Origin of the sequence: Microbacterium sp. Leaf320 (genome assembly GCF_001423485.1) — a bacterium.
Lineage (GTDB): Bacteria > Actinomycetota > Actinomycetes > Actinomycetales > Microbacteriaceae > Microbacterium.
The window spans coordinates 153,690-168,707 of the sequence record NZ_LMOD01000001.1 but is presented as its reverse complement, the minus strand read 5'-3'; the positions used below and the strand labels follow the sequence as shown (position 1 = coordinate 168,707).

At 69.8% G+C, this 15,018-nt stretch carries 11 protein-coding genes and 1 riboswitch; of the genes, 6 read left to right on the top strand and 5 right to left on the bottom strand.

The window, feature by feature from the left end:
• Positions 1–17: 17 nt before the first annotated feature.
• Positions 18–102: riboswitch (ZMP/ZTP riboswitch) on the bottom strand.
• A 52-nt stretch (positions 103–154) separates the two neighbouring features.
• The 6 genes from ASF63_RS00780 (at position 155) to ASF63_RS00755 (ending at position 7,481) form a co-directional block, all read left to right on the top strand.
• The gene (locus ASF63_RS00780) at positions 155–1,666 is read left to right on the top strand and encodes a beta-N-acetylhexosaminidase (protein WP_056508486.1); all 1,512 of its coding nucleotides are present in this window, start codon (positions 155–157) and stop codon (positions 1,664–1,666) included.
• Positions 1,663–2,829 (top strand): N-acetylglucosamine-6-phosphate deacetylase, encoded by a 1,167-nt coding sequence (locus tag ASF63_RS00775; RefSeq protein WP_056508484.1) that lies wholly within the window; start codon positions 1,663–1,665, stop codon positions 2,827–2,829. The genes ASF63_RS00780 and ASF63_RS00775 overlap by 4 nt, the downstream gene beginning before the upstream one ends.
• Before the next feature lie 473 nt (positions 2,830–3,302).
• On the top strand, positions 3,303–5,318 hold the full coding sequence (locus ASF63_RS00770) for a sigma-70 family RNA polymerase sigma factor (RefSeq protein ID WP_082477762.1): 2,016 nt from the start codon (positions 3,303–3,305) through the stop codon (positions 5,316–5,318).
• Positions 5,319–5,348: 30 nt separating this feature from the next.
• Positions 5,349–5,720 (top strand): YrdB family protein, encoded by a 372-nt coding sequence (locus ASF63_RS00765; RefSeq protein ID WP_056309031.1) that lies wholly within the window; start codon positions 5,349–5,351, stop codon positions 5,718–5,720.
• A complete protein-coding gene (locus ASF63_RS00760) occupies positions 5,717–7,081 on the top strand; it encodes an FAD-binding oxidoreductase (RefSeq protein ID WP_056508480.1) in 1,365 nt (454 codons plus the stop codon). The genes ASF63_RS00765 and ASF63_RS00760 overlap by 4 nt, the downstream gene beginning before the upstream one ends.
• Positions 7,074–7,481, top strand: coding sequence for an NUDIX hydrolase (locus ASF63_RS00755; RefSeq protein WP_056508478.1), 408 nt, complete (start codon positions 7,074–7,076; stop codon positions 7,479–7,481). Before ASF63_RS00760 ends, ASF63_RS00755 begins: the two co-directional genes overlap by 8 nt.
• Positions 7,482–7,491: 10 nt before the next feature.
• Here ASF63_RS00755 and nagB read toward each other — a convergent pair whose 3' ends face one another.
• The 5 genes from nagB to ASF63_RS00730 all read right to left on the bottom strand — a co-directional run bounded on the left by nagB (position 7,492) and on the right by ASF63_RS00730 (position 14,999).
• Positions 7,492–8,271 carry a glucosamine-6-phosphate deaminase gene (gene nagB, locus ASF63_RS00750; protein WP_056508476.1) on the bottom strand — a complete coding sequence of 260 codons (780 nt, stop codon included), beginning with the start codon at positions 8,269–8,271 and terminating at the stop codon, positions 7,492–7,494.
• On the bottom strand, positions 8,264–9,229 hold the full coding sequence (locus tag ASF63_RS00745) for an ROK family protein (RefSeq protein ID WP_235560657.1): 966 nt from the start codon (positions 9,227–9,229) through the stop codon (positions 8,264–8,266). Before ASF63_RS00745 ends, nagB begins: the two co-directional genes overlap by 8 nt.
• Before the next feature lie 40 nt (positions 9,230–9,269).
• Positions 9,270–10,457 carry an ROK family transcriptional regulator gene (locus tag ASF63_RS00740; RefSeq protein WP_056508473.1) on the bottom strand — a complete coding sequence of 396 codons (1,188 nt, stop codon included), beginning with the start codon at positions 10,455–10,457 and terminating at the stop codon, positions 9,270–9,272.
• Between the two features lie 79 nt (positions 10,458–10,536).
• Complete coding sequence (locus ASF63_RS00735) at positions 10,537–13,791, bottom strand: family 20 glycosylhydrolase (protein WP_056508471.1); 3,255 nt, start codon at positions 13,789–13,791, stop codon at positions 10,537–10,539.
• A complete protein-coding gene (locus ASF63_RS00730; protein WP_082477761.1) occupies positions 13,782–14,999 on the bottom strand; it encodes an alanine racemase in 1,218 nt (405 codons plus the stop codon). The genes ASF63_RS00735 and ASF63_RS00730 overlap by 10 nt, the downstream gene beginning before the upstream one ends.
• Between the last annotated feature and the right edge of the window lie 19 nt (positions 15,000–15,018).

Here is a 15,018-nt window from a genome sequence, read left to right as displayed (position 1 = left end):
GGATTCGAAGGGGTATACCTATCGGCCCAGGCGCGCGGTCGAATTCCGTGGTCAGTCGCTCCCCGGTGGTAGTCCACCCAGACGCCAGTCGCGACGTGACAAAGCATAGCCGATTTCCCTGTGCTCCCGGCGCGGCGCAGGGTAGGTTTTGTTCATGGTCCTTCCCCATTCCATGCCTCTCGTCCCCCTGCCCGTTTCCGTCATCGTCGGCGATGGCCGGATGCCCCTCTCCCAGACAGCGCGAATCGTCGGCGACTCCGCTGTGGCAGCTCACCTGATCGTCGCGATCGCTCGTCGCAGCGGCATCCGCCTCGCCCATTCCTCCGACGCGACGGGAGAGATCCTCCTCCGCATCGATGCAGAGGCAGCAGCCCCCGAGGGCTACACCCTCACGGTCGCCGACTCGGTCGAGATCGTCGGAGGCGACGAGGCGGGACTGTTCTACGGCGTGCAGACGCTGCTGCAGCTGCTCCGCGAGGACGACGACGGTTGGGCCTTCCTCCGGGCGGAGATCACCGACGCACCCCGATTCGCGCGCCGCGGCGTGATGCTCGACGTCACACGCCACTTCTTCTCCGTCGACGAGGTCAAGAAGTTCATCGACAGCACGAGTGCCCTCAAGTTCAATCACCTGCACCTGCACCTCAGCGATGACCAGGGCTGGCGCATCCACATCGACTCGTGGCCGAAGCTCACGGAGCTCGCGTCGTCCACCGCTTCGCTCGGCGCCCCCGGCGGCTTCTACTCGAAGGACGACTACCGCGAGATCGTCGCCTACGCCGCGGAGCATCACATGCTGGTGATCCCCGAGATCGATCTGCCCGGGCACACACACGCCATCGGTGTCGCCTACCCCGAACTCGTCGAGGACCCGGTCATGAACGACAGCCTGCTCGCGGAGTCGGAGCGTCTCGGGCAGCCGCTTCCCGTCGCCGGTGAGCCGTATCTCGGGTGGGGAGTCGGGCATTCGAGCGTCCGCATCCACGAGGAGCGCACCTACGATTTCGTGCGGGATGTCGTGCGGGAGCTGGCGGAGCTGACCCCCGGCCCGTACATCCACATCGGCGGAGACGAGTCGCTCGGCACGCCGCAGGCGGACTTCGATCTCTTCGTCGAGCGCGCGACCGCGATCGTCGTCGACGAGGGCAAGATCCCCCTCGCCTGGCACGAGGTCGGCGCTGCGAAGGACATCGCCGAGGGCACCGTCGGACAGTACTGGGGCAAGACGACCCCGGAAGGCACGCACGCCGCAGAGGCCGCGCATTTCGTCGAGCGCGGCGGCTCGCTCATCATGTCGGCCGCCGACGTCGCCTATCTCGACATGAAGTACACCGCCGACTACCCGCTCGGACTCACGTGGGCGGCGATCATCGACGTCCGTGCCGCATACGAGTGGGAGCCCACCGAGGTGCTGGACGTCCCCGACACGGCGATCCTCGGCGTCGAGGCTCCGCTGTGGAGCGAGACCACCCGCACGATCGACGAGGTCGAGCGACTGGTCTTCCCGCGCGCAGCAGCACAGGCCGAGGTCGCGTGGTCCCCGCGCACCGCCCCCGAGCGCGCCTGGGAGTCCTTCCGCGTCCGTCTCGGATCGATGGCGCCGCTGTGGAAGGCTGAGCACGTCGATTTCCATCCCGCAGACGAGATCCCCTGGAGCACGCGATGACACCCGATTCCTCCGCGACCGCCTCGCTCGTCATCCACTCGGCCCGACTGGTCGACGACGGCGCGGTCGTCGAAGACGCCTGGGTGCGGATCGAGCACGGTCGAGTCGCGTCCCGCGGCGTCGGCGACGCCTGGACGCCTGCGGATCAGGTGGTCGATGCGGCGGCGGCTGCAGGGCCGGGTGCGGTACTCACCCCCGGGTTCGTCGACATCCACGGCCACGGCGGCGCCGGCGCGTCATTCGACGACGGCGTCGAGGCGATCCGCACGGCTCGTGCCCTGCACCGCGAGCACGGCACGACGCGTGCGGTCGTCTCGCTGGTGACCGCACCACTCGACGACCTCGCGCTGCGTGTCAGCGACATCGCGGACCTCATGCAGACGGATGCCGACATCCTCGGGTCTCACCTCGAGGGTCCGTTCCTCGACCCCGCTCACCACGGTGCCCACGAGCCGACTCTGCTCCGGGATCCCGTCGGCACCGATGTCTCCCGCCTGCTCGAGGCGGGCCGGGGCACGATCCGACAGGTGACGATCGCTCCGGAACTCCCCGGCGGCCTCGACGCCATCCGGCTGATCGTCGGCGCGGGCGCCGTTGCCGCCGTCGGCCACACGAGCGCGGATGCGGCGACCGCTGTGGCCGCTTTCGAGGCCGGCGCCTCGGTGCTGACGCACGCGTTCAACGCGATGCCCGGCATCCACCATCGCGCGCCGGGTCCGGTCCTCGCCGCGGCGGCCGACCACCGCGTGGTGCTCGAGGCGATCGCCGACGACGTGCACCTCGATCCGCACGTGATCAAGCTCGTGTTCGATTCCGCACCGGGGCGCGTCGCGCTCATCACCGACGCGATGGCAGCAGCGGGCAGCGCCGACGGTCACTACGACCTGGGTGCGGTCAGTGTGACCGTGAAGGACGGCATCGCCCGCGCCGACGACACCGGCTCGATCGCGGGTTCCACCCTCACGCAGGATGTCGCTCTGCAGCGGGCGATAGCTGCGGGAGTCGCACTGCCCGAGGCGGTGCGGGCGCTGACCGCGACCCCCGCCCGCGCGATCGGATACGCCGACAGGCTCGGGCGCCTCGTCGACGGCTTCGTGGGAGACGCGGTGCTGCTGGATGCGCAGCTGCGCGTCGTGCGCGTGTGGGTGGGCGACCGACCATAGGCGAACGCCACGCGCATCGACGCGCAGCTCTGCATTCTCCGGTCGCGCTCTGCGTGGGTGAGGGGCCGCCGTTCCCCAGAGCGGCGGCCCCGTCACATTCCCCCCACATCGAGAGCTGGTGGGCCGAGCGCTCCTCCCCCGAGGTGCCCGACCCACCATGCCGGTGCACTTACCCCTTGCACCAGCGCCTGAGCTCCGCCCCCCGGTGGAGCTCCATGGCTGTCTCTATGTGATGAGACGAAGGCGACCCCGATTCATTACGCGACTTCTCAGATTTTTTTTCGGAGTTCTCGTCTCAAAGCACCTGATTCGCTTCTGAACTGGGATTTAGCCGAGAGGACTCGGTCGGGCAAAGTTTCTGGCAAGGGGTGGCGACCCTGGGAGATTGGAGAGAGAATGGAAAAGACGCGTGATGAAAATGGGGTTCACGCGTCTCTTCATGTGGAGGCGCACTCGCGCTCCACGACAGATGGATGACAGTGGACCAGGACAGCACTTCGCACGAGGAATCGATCGCAGACGCCGATCTCGTCCTGCGCACCCGTTCGGGTGACGCGGCGGCGTTCGGAGAACTCTGGAGGCGCCATTATCCGTCGGGGATGTCCGTCGCGCGGTCGATCACGTCGTCGATCGACCCGGACGACCTCGTGCAGGAGTCGTACACCCGCATCTATCAGGCGATCATCAAAGGCGGCGGCCCGAACGGCTCGTTCCGCGCCTACCTGTTCACGAGCATCCGCAACACTGCGGCCGCCTGGGGGCGGTCTCGCCGCGAGTCGGCGATCGACGAGCTCGACACCGTCGCCGACCCCGACAGCACCGAGCAGGCTGCCAACGAGGCCCTCGACCGCAGCCTGACCGCGCAGGCGTTCCGCAGTCTCCCTTCCCGCTGGCAGGAAGTGCTCTGGTACACCGAGATCGAGCAGATGAAGCCGCAGGAGGCAGGCCCCCTGCTCGGCATGAAGGCCGGTGCCGTCTCCCAGCTCGCGTTCCGCGCCCGCGAAGGCCTCCGCGAGGCCTGGATCCAGGCTCACCTGCGCAGTGCAGCAGCCGGCTCCGACTGCCAGTGGACCATCGAGCACCTCGGCGCATACTCACGCGGCAATCTGAGCACCCGCGACCACAAGCGACTCGAACTGCATCTCGACGAGTGCGCTCGGTGCATGATCGTCGCCGCAGAAGCGAAGGACGTCTCGAAGCGGCTGGCGCTCGTGCTGCTCCCGCTCGTACTCGGCGTGGCCGGTTCTGCCGGATACCTCGCCACACTCCAGGGCGGCGGCACCCCGATCGTCGCACTCGCGGCGATGCCTTCGGGCGTCACCCAGGGCGCAGCAGTCGTCGCCGGCGGGGGAACCGCATCCGGAGGCGTCGCCGGCGGTGCAGGTGGCTCGGCGGGCGGTTCGGCCGGAGGAGGCGCCGGCGGCGCGACCTCCGGCGGCATCTTCAGCGGAGTGGGCGCGCTCGTGGGAGCCGGATCCGCCGCACTCGTCGTGGCAGGCGTCGTCGCCGCGGCCACGATCATCCCGGGGCTCGCCGGAGCGAACCCCGCCGCGTCTCTGCCGAGCGCCGGCGACAGCGACTCCTCGTCGATCAGCTCCGATGTCGGTCCTGACGAGGCGATGGCCGAGGAGAAGCCGGTGATCGTCGACGACACCGAGCCCGAGAAGCAGCCCGAGCTGCCGCCGGTCGAGGCACCCGTGACTCCTGAGCCCGCCGAGGACACGGCTCCTTCGCTCGTGGCTCCTGCCGCACCGGCCCCGCCGGTCGAGACGGTGCAGCCCGCACCGCCCGTGGAACCGGGCGCGCCGGAAGAGCCGACCGACCCCACGGACCCGACCGATCCCACGGACCCGACGGATCCCGTGGATCCGACCGATCCGGCCGTTCCGACCACGCCGATCGAGACGCAGGGCGCGAGCATCTGCGTGGACGATGCCGGCGACGGTGTCACGCACGTCTCAGTGCCCGTTGCCGGGCAGCCGGGCGCCGAGATCGAGGCGTTCCTGGGTCGCGGCGGCGGCGGAGACAACCTGTCGTTGAGCGACGCAGGTACCGGCACCGTCGATCTTCGACCGACTCTCGGTCAGATCATCCTCGGCACGACCGTAGAGATCCACTATGTGACCGATGCAGGGCCGGTCCTGCCGCACAACACGACCCTCGCCGGGCTCGGAGTGACTCTCGACTCGGTGCTGCTCGCGCCTTCGTGCGACGGACAGGTCGACGAGGTCCTCGACGAGACGCCCGCTGACGAACCGGCACCTGTCGAGCAGGCGGCCGTCGCACCCGTGCAGACCGCAGACCCCGCACCGGTCGAAACCGCGCCCACCGGAGCGCCGGAACCGGTCGAAGCGCCGGCTGAGGCACCAGTCGAGGCACCTGCTGTCGTCGAAACACCCGCGCCCGCCCCCGTCGAGGCTGTCACCCCCGAAGACGCTGCTCGGGTGGACGAGCTCGTCGCCGCAGAAGAGGCCGCACCCGCGCTCTGACCCGCTGTCCGCGGCGAATAGACTGGATCCATGCCCCAGGATCCCGCCTCAGTGCCCGGCGTCGACCGCCCGAACTTCACCGCCCTCGACATCGTGCGCTCGATCATCCTGGTCGTCGCCGTCGGCACTCTCGCGCTGTGGGGTTTCGCCCTGTGGTCGTTCCCGTGGAACATCATCATCGGCATCGGCGCTCCTGTCGTCGTGATCCTGATCTGGGCCCTCTTCCTCTCCCCCCGTCCGGTGCTGCGACTGCACCCGTTCCTCCGTGCGGCCGTCGAGCTGCTGATCTACGTCGGCGTGACGATCGCGTGGTGGCTGATGGAGCAGCCGATCATCGGCATCGCCTTCGCCGTGGTCGCCGTCGGAGCCGGCGTGGTGAGCGGTCGGCGCCGCATCGCATGAGCGCGCTCGATCAGCTGACCGCTGCTCTCGGCGAGCTCGTCGACACGACCTCGTCCACCCTCGACGACGCTCGCGCCGACAGGTCCGGACATGCCGCCCCCGGCCGCCCGCTGGCGGTCGTGCACGCCGAGACCGTAGAGCATGTCCAGAGTGTGATGCGCATCGCGACCGCGACTCGCACGCCCGTCGTCGTGCGCGGAGCAGGAACAGGCCTCGCCGGTGCTGCGAACGGCGGCGAGGGCGAGATCGTCCTCTCCACCCGGCGCATGACCGCGATCCACGAGATCCGCGCCGACGACCTGCTCGCGGTGGTCGAACCCGGCATCCTCAACGCCGACCTCAACGACGTGCTCGCCGAGCACGGCCTGTGGTGGGCGCCCGACCCCGCGAGCCGAGCGATCTCTACCGTGGGCGGCAACATCGCCACCGGTGCGGGCGGTCTCCTGTGCGCGAAGTACGGTGTGGTTCGCGATGCGGTGCTCGGCCTCGACCTGGTGCTCGCAGACGGACGTCTGCTGCACCTCGGCCATCGCAGCGTCAAGGGTGTGACCGGACTCGATCTCACCTCGCTCGTGATCGGCTCGGAGGGCACGCTCGGCGTCGTCGTCGGCGCCACCCTGAAGCTCCGCCGACTCGTCGAGGGCACGACCTGCACCGTCACCGCGACCTTCCCCGATGTCCGCTCCGCCGCAGCCGCCTCGGCCGCCGTGACCGCTTCGGGCGTTCAGCCCGCGATCATGGAGCTCATGGATGCCGCGAGCCTGGCCGCCGTGGCCGCACTGCTCGATCTCCCCTCCCCTGCTGCCGGCAGCGCTCAGCTGACCATCCAGACCGATGGGCCGGCGGCCGTCACCGAGGCCTCGACGATCGCAGCAGTCCTGTCGGCGCACCACGGTGTGACGCAGGTCTCCCACGACCGTGAAGAGGGCGAGCGCCTGCTGGCCATCCGCCGTGCCATGCATCCGGCCATGTCCGCTCTCGGCACGACCCTCATCGAGGACGTGTCGGTGCCCCGAAGCGCCATGCCGGCGATGTTCGACGAGATCGCTCGGATCGAGAAGGCATACTCGATGAGCATCCCGACCGTGGCGCACGCCGGCGACGGCAACCTGCACCCCAACTTCATCTTCGAGGGCACCGAGCCTCCCGCCGAGGTGTGGGCGGCCGCAGACGAGCTGTTCCGTGCGGCGATCGCCCTCGGCGGCACGCTCACCGGCGAGCACGGCATCGGGACGCTGAAGAGCCGCTGGCTGGCCGACGAGCTCGGAGACGACCAGTGGGAGCTGCAGCGGCAGATCACCCGCGTGTTCGACCCGCTCGGCATCCTGAACCCCGGCAAGGTCTTCGCGGTCGATGCCTGACATCCACGTCAGCGCGGCCGTGATCGTCGACGACGAGGGCCGGGTGCTGGTGGTGCGCAAACAGGGCACGACGCGGTTCATGCAACCGGGAGGAAAGCCCGAACCGGGCGAGACCCCGTCGCAGACGTTGATCCGCGAGCTGCACGAGGAGCTCGGGCTGAGACTCGACGAGGGCGACCTCGAGTCGTTGGGCACGTTCGTCTCCGAGGCCGCGAACGAACCGGGTCACCGTGTCGTCGCCGAGGCGTTCTCCGTATCGATCGCGGCAGCGGAGGTCACGGTGCAGGCGGAACTCGCCGAGCTCCGCTGGATCACCCCGGCCGACGCCGAGACGCTGCCTCTCGCCCCGCTCAGCGTGGAGCACCTGCTGCCACTCGCGTGGCCGTCTTCAGGGCGCTGAGGCCGAGACCTCAGATGCCCTGCCAGGCGGGCTTGTTCGCGTAGGTGTAGCGGTAGTAATCGGCGAGCTTCAGGCGCGATGCCGCAGCCTCGTCGACCACGACCGTCGCGTGCGGGTGCAGCTGGATCGCGGAGCCGGGGAGGATGGCCGAGAGCGGCCCCTCGACGGCATCCGCGACGGCCTGCGCCTTGCCCTCGCCGAAGGCGAGCAGCACGAGATGACGAGCGCGCAGGATCGTGCCGAGCCCCTGTGTGATGCAGTGCATCGGCACGTCGTCGATCGAATCGAAGAAGCGTGCGTTGTCCTCCCGGGTCTGCTCGGTGAGGGTCTTCACGCGCGTGCGCGATGCGAACGACGAGCCCGGCTCGTTGAAGCCGATGTGACCGTCGGTGCCGATGCCGAGGATCTGCAGGTCCACACCCCCGGCTGCGTCGATGGCGGTCTCGTAGTCTTCGCCTGCGTGCTGGATGGTGGCCTGAGCGCCGTTCGGCACGTGGATGCGCCGGGGGTCGAGTCCGAGCGGCTCGACGACCTCGCGGGTGATCACCGAACGGTAGCTCTCGGGGTGCGCCGGGTCGAGGCCGACGTACTCGTCGAGCGCGAAGCCGCGGACCTGCGACACGTCGCGACCCGCGAGCCTGGTGCGCAGCGCCTGATACACCGGAAGCGGGGTCGAGCCTGTCGCGAGTCCGAGCACGGCATCCGGGCGGCCGTCGATCAGCTCGACGATCTCGGCGGCGACCAGCGCGCCTGCCGCTTCGGCGTTCTCGACGATGACGACTTCAGCCATGGGAAACAGTCTCCTTGGTGGGGGTGGATGATCCGACGAGGGCGGCGCCGAGGGCCGCTGCGGGAGAGCCCGCCGGGAGCAGCTCGATCCGCTCGTCGAGGTGCAGCGAACGCATGAAAGCCGAGGCCTCGGCTCCGGCCTGGAGGGCCCCGCGCACGCCCGCGTGCAGGCGATCGCCGAGGGAGGTGAGGCCGCCGCCGATGATCACGCGTTCTACGTCGGCCGAGAGCACGAGCGCGCGTACCGCGGCCGCCGCGCCGTGGAAGAGATCGGCGCGGAGCTCCACTGCGAGCTCGTCTCCGGCGTCCGCGGCGTCCAGGATGTCGCGCACCGGCAATGCGCCAGGGCGATCCCACGCGCGTGCCAGCGCACCTCCGCCGCAGAACGTCTCGATGCACCCGCGCTGGCCGCAGCCGCACAGGCGTCCGCGCGGATCGACCGAGAGATGGCCGACCTCGCCGGCCGTCCCTCGTGCTCCGCGCCAGATGGTGCCGTCGACCACGATCCCTGCGGCTACTCCCGTGCCGAGATTGAGGTAGGCCATGGATCCGTCGATGCCGCGGAGCACGGCTGCGCCGAGTGCGGCCGCCTTCACGTCGTTCTCGACCCGGACCGGGATGCCGAGCCGTCGACCCGCGAGCCCTGCGAGGTCGAGCGATTCGACCCCGAGGTTCACCGCGTGCAGCACGCGCCCCGTGTCGGCGTCGACGAGCCCGGGGATGCCGACACCCACCGATTCGACAGCGGAGCGTGCGAAGCCGCCTTCGGCGGCCAACGCGTCCACGGCGTCGACGACACTGACGACGACCGCATCCTCGCCCCATCCCGTCGGACGGCGGAGGCGCGCGAGGATGTCTCCCTCGGGCGACACCGCCACCGCGTCGATCTTGGTTCCGCCGACATCCAGGCCCACTCGAATCCGCCGACCGGAGAGGTCGACGGCGATCGCATCCGTCATCGGATGTCGCTCCTGCTCGTCTTCGAGTCGCCCCCGCGCATCACGAGACGCCCAGCTGACTGGACAGCACCATCACGGCGGCACCTCGCAGGACGATGTCATCCTGCTGCGTGCGACGGATGAGAGCGTCTTCGAAGACACCCTCGAGCGTGCGGGCGTGGAGGGTCTCGACGGCGGCATCGATCAGCACACCGTCGAGCAGGTCTCCGGGACCTGAGAGCACGACCTCCGAGAGGTCCAGAGCCGCGACGATCGGTGCGATCGCGATACCCATGCGGGTGCCGGCGTCGCGGAGGATCTCGTCGCGTGATCCGGGTGCGGCCTCGATGGCCGGGCGGAGTCGTGTCTCGCTGAGCCACGCTTCGAGGCAGCCGTCCTTGCCGCAGGCGCAGCGGGGGCCGCCGTCGGTGCCGACCACGACGTGACCGATCTCACCCGCGGCGAACCGGCTGCCGAGAAGCGGCTGGCTGCCCGTGATGACACCGGCGCCCACCCCTCGACCGATCTTGATGAGCATGAAGTCGGCCTTGGCCTCGCCGAACGTGTACTCGGCGAGCACGGCGGCGTTGGCGTCGTTGCGCACGAGCACCGGAAGGTCGAGGTCGATCCCGAGCTTGGCCTCGAGCGGGAGGTTGCTCCACCCGAGGTTCGGAGAGCTGAGCACGACGCCGTCGGGGCGGACGACACCCGGCGAGCCGATGCCGACGCCGAGGATCGGCTGGGTCGCGGTCGCGGCCAGGGCGCGCGCGAGCTCGAGCGTGGCGGCGTAGGCGGCATCGCCGTCTGCGGTCTCCGGACGAGGAACCTCTCGGCGTTCGAGCACATCGCCGTCGAGGCTGAGCAGCGCGCCCACGAAGGCGTTCGGACCAGACAGATCGAGGCCGATGATCTGGTGCCCCACGCGATCGATGTCGATCAGGATCGGAGGCTTGCCCGGCCCCACGGTCTCGCGCACGCCCATCTCGATCACGATGCCGTCGGCGATGAACTCGGCGACGAGGTCGGAGATGGTGACTCTCGTCAGCCCTGTCTCCCGCGAGAGATCCGCACGGCTCATGGCGCCGGAGTGGTAGAGCGTCTGCAGGACGAGCGCCCGGTTGTGGCCGCGCGCGTGCTCCGGGAGCACCTTGGAGCGCGAGCGCAGGTGGCGCCCGGGGCCGAAGGCGTGTGCGCTCGCAGCGACGTAGTCTGACGACGTCGATGGACGAGGATCATCCGATACGGACATGTTTGTTAGTAGACCTTACGAACAAAAATTGCGCAACCCCTGCCTTGCTTAGCACAGGGAGGGTTACGAAAACGTTACATTATGCCGAGAGCGACTCGTCGGCGCTTGTGGACTGGTCGATCAGACGAGTCACGAGACCCGCCACGATCTCCTCCCGTGCCTCCCGCGTGAGTGGCTTCCCCGGCACTCCGGGACGCCGTTGCAAGGGCGTCGGCCCGTCGAGAGGACGATACCGCACCCCTGTGTCGGCGAGCCGCCGAAGGTGGGCGGGAAGCCGACGGGCGAAGCCCTCGAAAGGAGGAGGATCGCCGCCGTCCCAGAGCCGCTCGGCGATCGCCGCGAGCCTGGGGAACATCGCGAAGTCGACGCGGTCCCTGGTCGGCAGATGCTCGGTCCAGACGTTGGCCTGGCCACCGGACGCGCCATCCTCGATGCGAAGCGTGTACGCACGCTCGATCGGAAGAGGCGGCCCGACGCGGATCGGCTCCTCCGCCGACTCGGACTGGGGGTAGTCGAGGTACACCTCGAGGTCGGGACACGCGATGACCGGGATGCCGCGCCGCAGCGCGGTGCGCATCGCGACCTGACCGCGCCAGGCGAGGATCTCGACGCCGTCGGGAACCTCGCCCTCCAGCACTTCGTCCCATGCCAGCGCCGTGCGGCCACGAGCTCGCACGTGTGCGACGAAGTGCGACGTGAACCACGGTTGAACGTCGTGAGGTGTCGCAAGACCCAGCTCGCGCATCCGCTCCCCCGCAGCCGCGCTCTGCGCCCACTCGGTCACCGGCACCTCGTCACCGCCGATCCCGATCCACGGCGAGTCGAAAAGGTCGCACAGCGCGTCGATCGCGGCTCGTCCGAACGCGAGAGCCTCCTCTGTCGGCGCGAGGGTCCGAGGATTCACACCGAACCGCCCCCACGGCGCCGTCACAGGTTCGCCCACGTCGGTGTTGCCGAGCGCGGGATAGGCGGCGAGGCCCGCCTGGATGTGCCCCGGCAGCTCGACCTCCGGCACGATCGTGACGAAGCGCTCGGCGGCATAGGCGACCAGCTCGCGCAGCTCGGCATCCGTGTAATGCCCCTCGTGCACGCCCGGTTCGACGGTGGCGAGCGGGCCATGCCCCCGTTGCGTCGACTCGCGGCGAGCGCCGATGTCGGTCAGCCTCGGGAATCCGGGCACCTCGAAGCGCCAGCCCTGGTCGTCGGTCAGATGCAGGTGGAGCACGGTGAGGTGGTGGTCGGCGAGCAGGTCCACGAGCCGGCGCACGTCCTCGACCGGACGGAAATGCCTGGCGACATCGAGCATCACACCGCGCCAGCCGTAGGCGGGCGCTCCCTGCCACGTGCCTGCGGGTATGCGGGACTGCTCCGCACCGGGATCGCGCAGCTGCCGCAGCACCGTGACACCCCGGAAGACGCCGACCGGGCTCGCACCGCTGACCTCGATCCCAGACACCGAGACCTCCACCCGGAAGGCCTCCTCGCCGATGCGTCCGCTCGCGAACGACTCCCCTGCCAGGGACTCGTCGACGCGGAGTGTGATCGCAGGACCCGATCCGTCGCTCTCCCGGAGCACGCTCAGGCGGGCAGCAGTCGAGGCGAGCGGCGCCGGCGCGACGACCGGGGTGCGCGCCGTCCAGTGGAACGGCGGTGCGGTCGCGTCGATCTCGAACGACGCGAGGGGAACGGTGGCGCGGTGCGCGGGCGGGATCATGCGCAGAGCACGACCCGGGGTCGCCCCCGTGACCGACTCATCGGTGACCACGGGCACTCCGGCGACGAGCACTTCGGCTATCCCGAGTGGGGTGTCGTGCGGCGACTCGAAGGTCGCCCCGGCCGCGATGGTCTCCGCGTCGAACAGCACCAGATCGGCCGTCGCCCCTTCACGGATGATCCCGCGCGGAGCATCACCGCGGTCGAGGCCCAGACGCGAAGCCGGTGTGCCAGACAGGTGGCGGACAGCCTCCTCGAGGGTGAGCACCCCGAGCTCTCGCACGTAGTGGCCGAGGTAGCGCGGGAAGGTGCCTCGACCCCGGGGGTGAGGCCGCGCGCCGATCAGGATCCCGTCGCTGCCACCGCTGTGGCGCGGGTGACGCATGATGGCTCTGACGTTGTCCTCGTCGCCGATGTGCATCAGGATGCCCGTCGCCCCGGCATCCGCGAGGATCGTGTCGAGCACCACGTCCGCGGCACGCCTGCCCGACGATGAGGCGATCTCGGCGACAGTGCGTCCCACCAGGTCCGAGAGCCGCGGATCGGCAGTCCCGGAGATCTGGATCGCATCCCAGTCGGCGCGCTCGCCGTGGAACCCGTCGCATCCGATCTCCTCGAGCTCCACCCGCACGCTCTCTCGCCCTGCGTCGTCGAGCGCCGCGATCGCACCCAGCAGATCGCCGCCCTCCGCGAGCCTGCTGGGCAGCAGCGCCGCGAGGGTCGTGGCACCGGGCAGGTACGGATACGTGTCGAGGGTGACGTCCACCCCGTCGTCGACGGCCTGGTCGACGAGGGCCAGCAGCTCTGCCGCGCGACCGCGGTTCGGGGCGAAGTTCATCGTCGCGTGCGTGAGGTGGATGGGGCATCCGGTCCGTCGGCCGATGTCCAGTGCCTCACGGTAGGCGTCGAGTGCCGCCCCTCCATAGCTGCGGGTGTGGGGCGCCCAGTATCCACCCCGCTCGGCGACGATGCGGCAGAGCGCCTCGAGCTCAGCGGTGTCGGCGTACATCCCCGGCGTATAGGTCAGCCCGCTCGACATCCCGAAGGCGCCGGCATCCAGCGCCGCGCCCAGGATGCCGGACATCTCGGCGATCTCGCCCGAGGTCGCCGCACGGTTCTCGTGTCCGACCACCATCATCCGGAGATTGCCCTGGGGCACGAGCACCGCGGCATTCGCGACGGAGACGGCGTCGATCGCGGCGAGCAGGTCGTCCATCGACCGCCACGGCACGTCATCGGGAAGACCGTTCCAGCCGGCGATCTGCGCGGGGATGATCGCCGCGGTGGCGTCGTCGAGGGGCGCGTAGCCCAGGCCGTCCTGCCCGAGGACCTCGGTCGTCACGCCCTGACGGATCTTCGCTTCGTGGCTCGCGCCCCGGAGGACGGCCAGCTCGCTGTGCGCGTGCATGTCGATGAAACCGGGTGCGAGCACCAGCCCCGTCGCCGGAATCTCGACAGCGTCGGCGGGGAGCTCGAGCTCTCGCTCGTCGCCCTCGCGGAGGACCGCGACGACGCGCGCGCCCTCGACGGCGACATCGGCGACGAAACGATCGGTTCCTGTCCCGTCGACCACCGTGGCGCTCCGGTACACCCTGACCGGCTTCTCACCGCTCAGAAGCATGTCGCCACCGCCCCGATGACGCGCGGATCCGCAACATCCGGATCATCGATGATCGCGACCACTCGCCACTTGTCGAAGGCGGTGCACGGGTGCGAGAGCCCGAGGCGCACCACGTCGCCCTGGGTGACCGACGAGCCGTGCGCAAGGCTCAGGAAGGCGTGCTGGTCGTTGAGCGCCGTGATCTCACCCTCGACGCTCTGCGGCACCGGCAGGTCGAGATCGAACGGCACATCGCGGCGCCCGGCGTCGAGCAGGGCGAGACCCTCCTCGGGCTGAGACACGACCCTGGACCAGGCGTGCATGGCCGAGCGGAGCGGGTCCGTCGACGTCAGCGCGCCGAACGGAGACATCCGCGAGTAGAACCCGTCGTCGTGGATCTGGAACGCCCCCGACCGCAGCACGATGTCGGCGTCGCCGCGGTGCGGAGCCAGGATCGCGGCCGCGCGATCGGGGAACGAGCTTCCGCCGGCGCTGAGCACGGGGCGGATGCCGCTCGGGTAGGTGAGTCGCTCGTGGAGCTGCACGAGCGTCGACAGATACGCGTCGACGGACGCGACCGACGCGTCACTGCGGTCGGGACCGAACGGCCCCTCATACCCCGTGACTCCGGCGAGTCGGAGGCCCGGCGATGCGGTGATCGCCCGCGCTATGCGCTCCCCCTCCTCCAGGGTGCGGGCCCCCGTGCGGCCTCCGTCCCCGCCGAGCTCGACGAGGACGTCGAGGGGCCGGGTCGCATCAGCGAGCGCGCCGGCGAGGATCTCGACGGTCATCACGGAGTCCGCCCAGCAGAGGATGTGGAGGCCGTCGTCTGCGGCGAGCAGGTCGCCGAGGTGGCGCGCGGCCGCAGCATCGGTGACGGCGTTCGCGATCAGGACGGTTCTGACCCCCGCGTCGACGGCGACCTCGGCCTGCCACGGCGTCGCGACCGAGATGCCCCACGCCCCCGCATCGAGCAGTCGCTGCCAGAGCGCCGGGGCCATGGTGGTCTTGCCGTGCGGGGCCAGAAGCACGCCCTGCGTCGCCGCCCAGCCGAACACGGTCGACTCGTTGTGCGCGAGTGCCGCTTCATGAACCGTCAGCACGGGTGTCACGAGGTCTGAGAGGTGCAGATCCGCGCCCGGCACCTCCGAGAGGCGCAGGCCCGAGGCGTGCGCGGGAAAACCTTTGGTCCAGGGGCCGAGTACAGGATCCGGGATTTGTAGAGGCATCTAACAAGGCTACTAGGCT

Bases quoted from the DNA above. Each gene is read 5' to 3' on its own strand.
- ASF63_RS00780 (WP_056508486.1), top strand. From the start codon at position 155: ATGGTCCTTCCCCATTCCATGCCTCTCGTCCCCCTGCCCGTTTCCGTC.
- ASF63_RS00775 (WP_056508484.1), top strand. From the start codon at position 1,663: ATGACACCCGATTCCTCCGCGACCGCCTCGCTCGTCATCCACTCGGCC.
- ASF63_RS00770 (WP_082477762.1), top strand. From the start codon at position 3,303: ATGACAGTGGACCAGGACAGCACTTCGCACGAGGAATCGATCGCAGAC.
- ASF63_RS00765 (WP_056309031.1), top strand. From the start codon at position 5,349: ATGCCCCAGGATCCCGCCTCAGTGCCCGGCGTCGACCGCCCGAACTTC.
- ASF63_RS00760 (WP_056508480.1), top strand. From the start codon at position 5,717: ATGAGCGCGCTCGATCAGCTGACCGCTGCTCTCGGCGAGCTCGTCGAC.
- ASF63_RS00755 (WP_056508478.1), top strand. From the start codon at position 7,074: ATGCCTGACATCCACGTCAGCGCGGCCGTGATCGTCGACGACGAGGGC.
- nagB (WP_056508476.1), bottom strand. From the start codon at position 8,271: ATGGCTGAAGTCGTCATCGTCGAGAACGCCGAAGCGGCAGGCGCGCTG.
- ASF63_RS00745 (WP_235560657.1), bottom strand. From the start codon at position 9,229: ATGACGGATGCGATCGCCGTCGACCTCTCCGGTCGGCGGATTCGAGTG.
- ASF63_RS00740 (WP_056508473.1), bottom strand. From the start codon at position 10,457: ATGTCCGTATCGGATGATCCTCGTCCATCGACGTCGTCAGACTACGTC.
- ASF63_RS00735 (WP_056508471.1), bottom strand. From the start codon at position 13,791: ATGCTTCTGAGCGGTGAGAAGCCGGTCAGGGTGTACCGGAGCGCCACG.
- ASF63_RS00730 (WP_082477761.1), bottom strand. From the start codon at position 14,999: ATGCCTCTACAAATCCCGGATCCTGTACTCGGCCCCTGGACCAAAGGT.